This window comes from Halorubrum kocurii JCM 14978, from assembly GCF_000337355.1.
GTDB lineage: Archaea > Halobacteriota > Halobacteria > Halobacteriales > Haloferacaceae > Halorubrum > Halorubrum kocurii.
Genome location: NZ_AOJH01000006.1, coordinates 1 through 11,459, shown reverse-complemented (window position 1 = coordinate 11,459; position 11,459 = coordinate 1). Strand labels below are relative to the sequence as shown.

Genomic DNA, 11,459 nt, shown 5'->3' with positions numbered 1-11,459 from the left:
TAGCCCGGCCCTGAATGGTGGGTTTGTCGACCCCGAAGGGCGTCCGGTAGGCGGGGCGCACAAGACGCCCCGTCGCGCCAACCGAGGGCAAAAACCACATCAAAGCCCCACCCTCAACGAGCGAGGCCGCAAGGCCGAGCGAAGTAGGGTGGGGTCGGTTACCCATGTGCCGTAGTCTCAAGAGAGCTAGGAGACTGGCGGGACAACGATGAGTCCGAGGCTCGTAGAAGGCAGATCTTTGCAACTGCATGAGTTGCCCGTCGAAAAGAGGACATCAAGAATCAGTAAACTACCCTACCCTACTCCCTCGGTGCTCTGCGCCTCGGTCCTTGAGGGTAGGGCTTTGATGTGGACTCCTGGCAATCAGTCCCCAGTAATAGGCTGGTAACCCTCGCCGTTCAACGTCCCACCAGTTATACGCACGTCTACTGGTGCGTCTCCGCTCCCCGACTTGGGCGAGGAGCGGAGTCTGTGTTTCCGCTTTCGAGCATAGCGTAGCCCGACATTCTTCGCTGCATTGTAATCCGCGTTGACCTCATATCCGCATTTCTGGCACTCGAAGTGTTCTCCGTTGCGGTTCGCTTCATGCGTGAACCCACAATCCGTCCGAGAACAGCGCTGAGACGTGTGGTTCGGATCGACTTGCTCCACGGAGACGTCTTGTTCTGGTGCCTTGTAGGAGACGTACTCGTACAGGCGTCGGAACGCCCACACGTGGTGCCATTTCGCCTGCGGGAGACGCTCACGGATGTCGGTTAACTCCTCGAACACGATCACGTCGCAGTCGTGTTCGACGGCTTCCGAAACGATCTCATTGGCTACCGTGTGGATGTACTGCTTCCGCCACGCTTCTTCCCGCTTTCCCAGGTGAAGCAGGGCGTTGTGTGCGGCTTGCGTGCCGCGCTGTTGCATCTCACCACGCCGCTTCTCGAACTCGCGGCACCAATGGTCGTAGTCGTCTCCCTGCCAGAACGTGCCGGTCGAAGCTACTGTGAGGCTGTTGACGCCGAGGTCGATACCGAGGACTGTTTGGTGCCCGGTATCTGCCGAAACCTCGGACTCGTCGTCATCATACTTCCGGGTTGTAATGTGGAAGTAGAACTCATCGGCCACCTCGTCGTACTGTAGTGTGCTCGCCCGGAACTCGTACTCCCCCGAAAGAACGTACTGTTCGTAGGGCGTTGGGCTGTCCGCCGGAAGTTCAAAACCGCACTCAACACGCCCGTTGACAATTGAGAGCGAGACCTTGTTCCGGTAGAATGTGGCGCTTCGTTTATCATAGACCATGCTCCACGAGGTGAACTCCGGTTGGCTCACACGTTTACCCTGTTTCCACCGTTCAACGCACCCTTTCGTCGCTTGGACGGCGCGTCGGATGGCCTCTTGAACGAGGTTGGCAGTGAGATCAGTTTCTTCCCGCAGCTCCGCGTAGAGTGCGTCTCGTGCAGTTGAGTTTGCAGTGGTGCAGTTCGTGTAGGAGTCATCGTCCCAACAGAACTCGGCAGCACGATTCGCACAGTAGAGGAACTGTCGCGCAGATTCGTGGAGGTCGTCGCGCCGTTCATCGGGAACAACGAGTTTGACCGGCGCAGTTCGACGCACCTCCATATTTCAGACTACTACTTGACGATTCTTATACCCTTGGGAGCCGGGTAGCTACCGTCGTGCGGTTGCGTCGTTGTTTGTCGGTTTCCTCTCCGACCTACTCGCTCGCTACACTCGCTCCTTGAGGTCGGAGGCTCCACCTCGAATTATGCTGAAAAGTGGCTGTGTTGAAATCGATTCTTCAGACACATTACCGACTGAAACAGCCGGGCAACAAAGAGTGCGAATTGGCCGTTAAATTTCTACCAGCTTAGAGAGATGTTCTGATAGCTGTGCGAGATGCAGGGCGCGTATCGATGACCACCCATCTGGAGCAACAGATGAGCATAGCAGAGATGCGTTTTCTCAGTTACTAATATAGCTTGAATTAGAGTCATAGATGAGAATTATAGACATCTCATATTCTCATCGGTGGAGAATCGTAGTTGGTGTGAAGACTGTTCGAAATCTTGTTTACACTCGGAGGATATCATGAGTGACCGTGAAACGCAGAAGTGGTACAATTGGAGATCTCAGCAAGGATGGGGGCTCTTATTCGGTTTCTCTATCGGAGCGGCTATTGGATTCGCAGTAGATGATTTTGCGCTCTGGATAGCTATTGGGATGGCGCTTGGTATCGCTTTTGAAGCGTTGATGAATCGAAAGTGATGGTTTTGTTGAAATATGCAGGTATTGACAGTCACCGTGTCTCGTGCTGTATCCACCCTCCGTATCGGTCACGCCGTTACTGACAGACTCAGAGTAGTTAGCGAAGGCGCTGCTGCATACAGCGCGCATATTGATCAGCCGAAGCAGACTGGAGCACGGGTTGCGATTCGGTCAATATAGCGGATTTACCTGAGCAGTGTTGGTGTCTGATTCTTTGTCTATTCTACCGCTATTATAGTTATATCGCAAGAATATAGTGAAACGGGAATAATCTAATCTGATATGGTTTCCCGCAAAAATGAAATTGTGTTTATATGTGCTGTTATAGGAATTATCCTTGCCGTATTTGCTGATGATGGGTTAGATGCCCCGTTACTCGTGTCGACGAGTGTCTTAGTTCTTATCGCAGCGGTTCTCCCGATGGTTATCAACAATTACATTGAGAGTACGGAGAGCACTTGAGAATACACGATATCTCAGGAGAAAATCATGAATCCTTTTCGAATGCAGACTCTCAGACTACTGCTCATTTCGCACACCCAGTTAGTAGCCGATTCATTCGAGAGAGTCGGGAATGAAGATGAGAGCCGTGCTGACTTTACGCTCTGTATCTCGCACACCGGTACTGACAGCTGTTGAGCAGTTTGAGAAGACCTTGCTGAATACAGCGCGCGAGTCGGTAACTGAGAATTAAAACGGTTTGTGTGGTTATCCGAGCCCGATTTCCTTGTGACGCTTGTAAAGATAGGCCACCCCGGCCGGAATCGTGATTAGTTGTACGGCAGAAAACACAAACGAACCCAAATGTAGTATGGCAACGCCACCCCACAGCACTCGGTTTGGTATCCAGTCGCTGTCTTTCTGACGGAGTGTTCTGGCATCGAGATAGATGCAGAGCGAGTACAGTGGGGCTAGAAGGCCTCCGATTAGAACGGTCGCTGCTACCGAGAGCAAGGAGAATAAGAATAGCAAACCAGTTTCTGGACTGGAGGGCACGAGGCTTGGTGGAGAACCGGCCTGTGGTTCGCTCACTAACTGAAGAATACCGTACGAGGCCTGTACTAACACAAAAACCACGATGAAGAACGCGACGCCATACCACCATCGTGAATTGGAGGGCTTATTGGAGGACCTGCCGGGCGACTCTTCGGACATTGGCTATGTTAGAGAGCGTGATTGTGGTAGGTCATGTAAATTGTGGAATGAAATCTCTGACTCGATACTAACGCTGACTACATTCTCTGTATCTCGCACGCTGATACTGACATATTGTGGAGAAATCGGCGTTAAATATCGGTACGTGAGTTCCCTGTATAGAAGGCGACCGGCGGAAATATATCACTTTCTGAGGATTTCAACAGAGCTGGAAAGTCAAAAGTACCTGTCTGACCCCGATTTAAGTGGAGAAAAAGTCACGCTCGATGTGTTCGGACGAGCTCTCTGAGTTCCGATTTGCTGAGAGGGTGTATTTTGCGGCGGTCACCATCAGCAGTGTAGAAAATCGATGCGGAGACCGACCGATCTGGATATTGGTCGACAACGACATGGTAGTATATGCTGAGCTGTTTCTCGTACTCGTCTTCGGCGTGGGTTGTGAGATCAGTTTTGTAGTCGATGATATCAACGCGGTCAGGGGTGACGTGGAGCAAGTCGATGATCCCGCCGATCGTCACCTCCTCGTCGTCGACGGTCAGCGGGAGGAACGCGTCGATCTCAGCGGTCTTCTCGCCGGCAAGCGAATCCAAGAACTCCCTCACATGCTCTTTGTCAGGGTTACCGCGGGTGTCGGCAGCCTCACCGAGCACGTACCGCTCTGCGAACTCGTGGACGTCCGACCCGAATTCCATCCCTCGACCGCCGGTGTCCCCTTCGAAAACGGCGTCGTCAATGAACGTATGAGGAGAGTACCGCGCTGGTCCGTCAGGGTCCGGAATAGCAACCGTATACGGTGCATACTCGTCGTCTCGTGAGTCGAAGGTCGACAGATCCGGATCGACCGTTTCGACGGCGACGGGCAGTTCGTCGAGGAACACGTTCGGATCCTCGCCAGCGGTCAGAATGACGTGGCTCTCGGCGCGCGTGATCGCTACGTAGAGGAGCCGGCGCTCCTCGTCGTAGTTCTGCGGGAGACACTTGTTGAGAACGTCTGTCTGCCAGTTGTCGTAGACGTGTGGAACATCGTGAGCCTCCTCGGAGTACACCTTTCGCTGTCGGAGTCCGATCGGATCGGTGTAGGTAATATCGCTCCCGCTGCCGCCGCTCGACGGGAACTTGTTCGCGTTCATATTCGCGAGGATGACGATCGGGTATTCGAGGCCTTTCGTCGCGTGAATCGTCTGGACGGTCACCGCGTTTGTCCCCGCACCGGCTCCAACCTCATGGGTGCTACCGTTTTCGATCGCCGCTTCGATGAACTGAATCAGTTCTCCACGAGTGAACGTCGTCGCCCCGTGGACCGACTGAATGGTGTCGAGAACGACGTCTGCGGTCGGACCGTCCCGATCGTATCGGTCGAACACGCGGCGGGCGACGCCCCCCAACGTCTCCATCTCCCGCAACTCCTCGCGGAAGGCACCCATCGGGTCAGGATAGGCGTCGCGGTCGAGGATCGCGTTCACCTCGTCGATCGTGTACCCAGCCTCCTCCAAGACGAGCGCCCACCCACGATCGGCGTCGCGTTCGAGGATACGGAGCCACGCTAACAGGAGCTTCGCGGCGTCCGTCCGGAAGACCTCGATGCCACCTTCGTACGCCATCGGGAGACCGAATGCGCTCGCCGTGTCGAGTAGATCTCGTCCGAAATCGCGGGTTCGGGTCACCACGGCGACATCGCCGTAGTTCGGCGCGCGGTACTCGCCGTCGTCGCCTTCGACGGCGTAGTCCTCATTGTCGACGATTTCGTCGATTTTCGCGAGGATCGCCTCGTGTTCGTTTTCGCTCGTGAGCGCCTCGATACGGCTGTCGTCACGGTTCGTGTCGGCTTCCAACGGCGTGACCGTCTCGGAGATCGCCTCCGTGTCCAGTGACTCGCTTTTCGTCGCACGAGCTGTCAGCGCATGGGTAGAGAACTGCAAGATGGACTGCGTCGACCGGTAGTTCCGCGTCAGTTGTTTGCCGGCAGCCGTCGTCGGCCGGAAGGCGACGCGGTCTACGTCTCGGTTGAGTTCACCGACGAACCGGTGGAGTCGGCCGTCGAACTCGCGGATGTTGTCGACGTCGGCGTATTGGAAGCTGTAGATGCTCTGTTTCCAGTCGCCGACCACGCAGATGTTGTCTGTGCCGGCCAGTAGAAGCATGAGCTTGAACTGGATCTCACTGGAGTCCTGAAACTCGTCGACCATCACGTACTCGTACCCCAGCCGCTCTCGGAGGTCGTGGTCTTCACACAGAAGGACGAACGCGAACAGCTGCAGGAACCCGAAGTTCAGGTAATTCCGTCGAAGCGCGAACGCAAGGTAGGCGTGATACACGTCGTGGACGAACTGCTTGAGCGCTGTCCGATCTTCCTCGAACACGCGCCCGGCAACGTCCGCTGGAATCTGCTTGCCGTTCCCGCGAAGTCCCCGTCGGTCAGGCGCCGCTGGGAGGTAGCTCTTCTCTTTGCCATACTCGTTGAGCTTCGACCGGAGCTTCGATTGCTTGCTGCCGTCGTTCCGCGGGGCATTCAGATCGGCGAACAGCGCCTCGAACCCCGCAAAGTCACCGTCGAGGTGTGACTCGCCGTCGCGGTACCAGCCGTTTGCGGTGGGGAACACCCCCTTCGCGGACAGCTCGTTGATGAGATCGAGCAGCTCCGTCGCCTTTGAGATCGCCGTAAAGAACTCGTCGTACTCCGGATGCGAGTCGATGAACTGGTCGATGAACTCGCGAAACAGCGCCGCTTCGATGATGTCGTCTTCGATGACTCGGGTCGATCCGGTGATCGTCTCCTCGATCCCGAGACACGTGGGGGCGTCGTGTCCGTGTTCGTCAAGAATATCGTGTGCCAACGAGTGGAACGTCTGGATCGGTGCGTTGGAGAGCTCCCGCATTCCGTACTCGCTATGCCGCACGATCCGCTCTCGCATCTCCTCGGCCGCGTTGTTCGTGAACGTCACCAACAGGACATCGGACGGGTCGATCCCGTCTTGGTCGACGATGGTCGCATATCGTCGGGTGACGGTGAAGGTCTTACCGGTGCCAGCACCAGCGTCGACGAGATACGGGCCGTCGATCGACTCGATAAGGTCGCGCTGCTCCGGATTCGGTTCGACATCGGTCATTGTTCCCCCTCCAAGAGCAAATCCCGGTTGTCCACCCGCCGGTAATTCGGCTCGCCAGCAAGTCCCGCAACGGGGAACGGGTCCTCGCCAGCGCGACGTCGGTTGATCTCGATGAGCCGGTCCTCGACGAACGACTCGAACGCGTCGAGATCGGGTTCGAAGAACGCCCCCTTCTGTTGGCGGGCGATCTCCCGCATAACCTGTTCGCTTCCCGTCGTTACGTACTTGTACTCACCAATCTCCGCTTCGAGGCGCTCGATCATTGTTCGGCCGAACTCCGAGTCGATGAGTTCGTCGCTGTCAGTCGTCTCGACGAGTTGTGCGGCATCGAAGAGGGCCGCGTACGTCTGATAGTCGATCTTCGAGAGGATCTTCTGGCAGTTGTTCGCCCCCTCCTCACGAAGGTACTCGAAGAACTCCTCAGTTCGGACGTGTTCGGTCAGCGATCCGGGATAGTAGGTCACCGTCGTCAGCGCGTCGTCGAGATCAGCGTCGCCAGCGATCACGTCGTCGACGAGTTCGGTGACATAGAAGAACGTGAACGAGAGCTGTTCGGCAGGCGTTTGTGACCGCCAATAGGTGAGATACAACACCGCCTGAAAATCGGGCTCGTCCGTGGGTTCGTCGATCGCGGCGTGTTTGACGATCGAATTGGCGCTGTTCTCACTCCCGCTCTTGTAGTCAAGCAGTTCGCTTTCCGACTGAACAAGGTCGATCATCCCGTTGATGCCTAGGTCCGCGTCAGCGAATCCGCGTTCAGTTACAGGGGACTCGATATCGTCGCCGAAGTGGTCGGCAATAGCGTTCTCACCGCTGGTGGCGGGCGTAAGAAACTTCCCGTCTGTCGGCGGACGAGCGTCGAGATACGAGACGATTGTTTCGAGGCTTGCACGGTATTCGGTGCGAGACGTCCGTTCGTCGACGGAGCGGACCAGCGGACGGACTTCATCGAGCATGAGATCGACGACTTCCGTCAGTGCCGCGTCATCGATAACCGCTGGATGGTTGACGTAGAACTCCGCAAAGTCATGGAGCAAGTTGCCCTCTGTGAGATAGTCCTTCTCTGGGCCGTCGACGATCCGGCTAAAGTAGTAATCCCGGGGTGAGTTCACGTAGGTATTGAGACTCGACTTACTGACCGTCTCGATAGGCTCAGCAGTCACGTCAACTGGCTCTGTGTCGAATACAGTCCCATCTCGTGGTTCAGAGTGGAGTTGATGGGTTGTAGACGGCAGTTCGGAGAAGCGATCGTACGCTGCTTCGAGCAGCTCTTCGAAGTACAGACACGGTGTGACAGGCGATCCACCGGTCGCGTCCTGTACGAGGTAGTGTTGCTGGCTCCCGCTCTGTAACAGCAACTGGAAGCTCTTGAGATTCCGTGTGAACTGGGCGTCCTGATCAACCCACGGACGGCGTGGTGCCGAGTGGGTCCATCGATCGTCGAGTCCCAGGTAGAAGACGACCTCTCGCCCGACGTACGACGCCGATTTCGCGTCAGCGAGGAGCACGCCTTCGTTGTCTCGGTCGACGGGCACCTCATAGGTCTGCAGATAGAACGACACGTCGTCGAGTCGGGCTTCCGTAACGAACTCATCGGCGATGCCAAGCGTGTGTAGCTCCTCCCGAAAGCTATCGAGAGTGTCGCCGGTGCGGTGTTCGAACGCCGAGAGCGCGTCCGAAAATGTGTATTCCCGAATATCGTGACAGAAGTCGACTAGCCACGACAGGTCCCCATCGTCGAGTTCGTGGAGTCGCTTGTCTGCGTCACGGTCGGCAACGTCGCACTCGAAGGCCGTCAGCAGCGACCGAATCTCGCTTATCCGGGTGTCAGTTCCGCGGTGAGCAGTCCGCAGGAGATGGAGGAACAGTCGGTGTTCGCTGCGATCAGTGAAGCCCGGCCCCCCGAAAAACGGCAGGTCAGCCGCTTCGAGCGCAGACTCGATGAGTGGCGAGTACTCGCTTTCCTGATCGAGGACGATCCCGACGGTTTCCGCATTCCCCTCAGTGACTGCATCGACGACCGTCTCGACGATCGCCGTCGGCGAGTCGTGAATACGGAAGGGTGGTAGCTCGAACTCCGCCTCGGTGAAGAGGCTGACTGTGTCGTACTCCGCGGGTAGATACGCTCGTTCGAGTTGCGTAAGCATCTCCGGTTCGACGACGACCACGTCGAGGTCCGGATCGATGGTCTCGTTTGTGAGCTTCATCGACGCCGTTTCGAGCTCTTCGATCCGCTCGACTGCGCGTTCAGTGGTGTCGTCGAGATACGCGTCGTACTCGAAGATAGCGTCGTGTGTCCCTTGGTGTTCCCAACACTGGAGGATGTTCCCGACCGCGTAGGCGCACCGTTTCCACGAAATGTCCTCGGTGGCGATCATGCCGAGGAACGCGAGGCGGTCTTCGGACTCTTGGCGCCGACCGATGGCAAGCCGACGTGGCGGGATCGCGAACGGACCGAGGTGGGGCCGATCGAGTTGGCGGTTCAGCGAACTTGCGAGCGGCCCGTCTGGGGTGATCACGCGGTCGTACGATTTGACTTCGTCGTAGAGTTGGCGTGATGATTTCGCGCGGGGGAATGGCACATCCGGTGGAGTCGATGGTGTCGCTTAAATCTTTGTCAGAAGTTATTGTTCGTTTTATGACTATTTCTACTCCGGTTTCGATGAGCTTCACAACAGAACCAGTGATCCATATCTGTGCACGCTCTCTTTCGCACGCTTCGATGTACAGTTCGAGCAGTGTTCTCGCGTGGGCTACCCTCACTCCCCCTCAACGACCGTTACCGCCACTTCATTTCGTCGCATGAACGGCGGTGTCCACGGGTCGTTATACCGGAGCAGATAGGGATCGCCGTCCGGTTCGATGTCTTCATGTTCAAGCGTAGCAAGTAGCTTCTCCGTCCGTCGTGTGACCCGCCACTCCGGGGCATACCACGAAAACTGATCCACGGCGACTGTCTTCGGTGGTTCGGTGACAAGTGTAACGTCTGAATCCGTCGGTTCCGGTGCTGTTTCCGGCGTGTACTCGGAGGGTAGATAGAACGCCATCCGGATCGTCTCAGCGTCGGTCCCGGTCGCCTCTGATCGAACGGGAGTCGTCATCGCAAGTGAAAAAGTGCTACCGTGGCTAGATGAGTGAACGATCAACAGACGTACTGACAGACAACTCTCGCGATCGTCCGGTCGGGAGTTTCATACAGCCATCTGACGAAGTGCCTCGTATGTCGGAGTCAGCGACTATCGACCCCGAAACTGCCGACTGGTTAACCCTCGACGAGGACGAAGAGATTGTTTGGTCTGGAAAACCACACGAGAGTAGCTTGATCCCAGCGCTTGTCGTCGGACTGCCTCTCGCTCTCATACTCGTTGGGTTGTTCATCATCGCGGGGGCCTATTTCCAGCGCGAGAATACCCAGTACGTTGTGACAACCGATGGGCTGTACAAGAAGACCGGAATCCTCTCACGTGACGTCCAGCGCATCGATTTCGGAAAGGTCCAGAACACCTCTTACAGCCAGGGATTCTTCGGCTCTCGATTCGGCTACGGAAACGTCGATATCTCGACCGCCGGCGGCTCCGGTATCGAGATGCAGTTCCGATCCGTCCCGGAACCGCGCGAGATTCAGGAGCTCATCAACAAACGCGTGAAAGGCAGCCGTGGTGAACCGACGACGGAATCGGGTGAAACCAAGCGTGACGTGCTTGACGAGATCCTCGTCGAACTCAGAGCGATCCGCTCTACTCTCGACGCGCAACAGGAGACCACAGGAAACACATCGGCCACGACGTCCACCACCGGTACTGCGACGCAGGAACAATCGACCGGTGAGGACGACACCAGCCACGATGAGTTCGTGAGCAGCGACCCGAGAGCCGAGAACACTCCCGCCGGCCAGGAGTCGGATAATGGATGGTAGCCCGCCATGACGGACTCGATCGACCCGGCGATCCCGATCAGCACTAACGAATCGATCGACTGGTCCGGCCGCCCACGGATCACTACCATCCTTCCGTCAGTCGTGATCGGCGTTTTCCTTCTCGTCTCCGGGATCGTGGTCAGTGTTACCAGCGAATCCGCGCTCTTCCTCGCGGTCGTGCCACTCGGAGTGGCGATCCCGCTCTGGCAGTATTTCGCGCTCCAAGGCGTGCAGTACGTGATAACGGACGAAGCGCTCTACGTGAAACGCGGCGTGCTGACCCGGTCTGTCACACAGGCGAACCTCGAAACCGTCCAGAACAGCTCCTTCGGGCAGGATATCACGGGGTCGATATTCGGATACGGCTCGGTAACGTTCGAAATCGCCGGTGGGGACGACCTTTCCTTCCGGGCGATCGAAGACCCTCGTGCAATCCGGGCACTCGTGGATCGAGCAGCATCGAGCGACGATGGTCTCGGTGGGATGGATCGACGGGAATCCGGTATCCCTGGAGATCTGACGCAGTGGCAGCACATTCGTGACGAGATCCGAGCGGTTCGCCGCTCTCTGGAAGAATAGTCTTCGAGAACGCCAGAGGGCGGCGCTCATGTCGAGAGATCGTCTCAGGACCCTTCTCTCGACGGTCGGCGGGCGGATAGGGCGTCGAACGTCTCGTCAATGTCACCGAGCACAAGCAGCGCGTAGTACCGGAGATACGTCACGACGGGGACTTGTGCGATCGTCCAGATGACGAGCATCGACAGTCCGAACAGAAGCGCGAGTGCGACGAGAACGACAACCCCGACCGTCGACGACACTGAGACGGTCACGTGCGTGATCGCGGCGACGATGAGGATGGGGATGAGAAGCACGATTGCGACGATCCCGACCGCGATCGAGACGATGATCCCGGCTGCGACCGTCAACAGGAACGCGATCACGACGTACGCCAGATACTGCTTCCACGCGGTCTTGATCGACCCCCAGAGGAGACGCCACGCCGCGAGTACACCCGAGTCTGTCTGAAT

Annotated in this window: 7 protein-coding genes and 1 pseudogene; 3 read left to right on the top strand and 5 right to left on the bottom strand. The window is 57.0% G+C overall.

The features are described from left to right. Positions 1-363 precede the first annotated feature (363 nt). Complete coding sequence (locus C468_RS00460; RefSeq protein ID WP_049911765.1) at positions 364-1,608, bottom strand: RNA-guided endonuclease InsQ/TnpB family protein; 1,245 nt, start codon at positions 1,606-1,608, stop codon at positions 364-366. Positions 1,609-2,076: 468 nt separating this feature from the next. Between C468_RS00460 and C468_RS18440 the strand changes: the two genes are divergently transcribed. Then, entirely contained in the window at positions 2,077-2,253 is a 177-nt protein-coding gene (locus C468_RS18440) for a hypothetical protein (RefSeq protein WP_169330889.1), read from the top strand. Between the two features lie 1,412 nt (positions 2,254-3,665). Here C468_RS18440 and C468_RS00455 read toward each other — a convergent pair. The 3 genes and pseudogenes from C468_RS00455 to C468_RS17145 form a co-directional block, all read right to left on the bottom strand. Continuing rightward, on the bottom strand, positions 3,666-6,515 hold the full coding sequence (locus C468_RS00455; RefSeq protein WP_008846887.1) for a UvrD-helicase domain-containing protein: 2,850 nt from the start codon (positions 6,513-6,515) through the stop codon (positions 3,666-3,668). Continuing rightward, positions 6,512-9,097: a PD-(D/E)XK nuclease family protein gene (locus tag C468_RS00450; protein WP_049911763.1), complete on the bottom strand. Its 2,586-nt coding sequence runs from the start codon at positions 9,095-9,097 to the stop codon at positions 6,512-6,514. The genes C468_RS00455 and C468_RS00450 overlap by 4 nt, the downstream gene beginning before the upstream one ends. 177 nt (positions 9,098-9,274) lie before the next feature. After that, positions 9,275-9,625: pseudogene (locus tag C468_RS17145) on the bottom strand (SOUL family heme-binding protein); the annotation flags it as partial. Between the two features lie 110 nt (positions 9,626-9,735). On the opposite strand from C468_RS17145, the gene C468_RS00445 reads away from it, so the two are divergent. Next, positions 9,736-10,431: a PH domain-containing protein gene (locus tag C468_RS00445; RefSeq protein ID WP_008846884.1), complete on the top strand. Its 696-nt coding sequence runs from the start codon at positions 9,736-9,738 to the stop codon at positions 10,429-10,431. Between the two features lie 6 nt (positions 10,432-10,437). Continuing rightward, positions 10,438-11,010, top strand: a complete 573-nt coding sequence (locus C468_RS00440) for a PH domain-containing protein (protein WP_008846883.1) — start codon at positions 10,438-10,440, stop codon at positions 11,008-11,010. A 44-nt stretch (positions 11,011-11,054) separates the two neighbouring features. Here the strand turns inward: C468_RS00440 and C468_RS00435 are convergent. Continuing rightward, positions 11,055-11,459 (bottom strand): DUF7544 domain-containing protein (locus C468_RS00435; protein WP_049911761.1); only part of this gene is annotated, 405 nt, incomplete at its 5' end.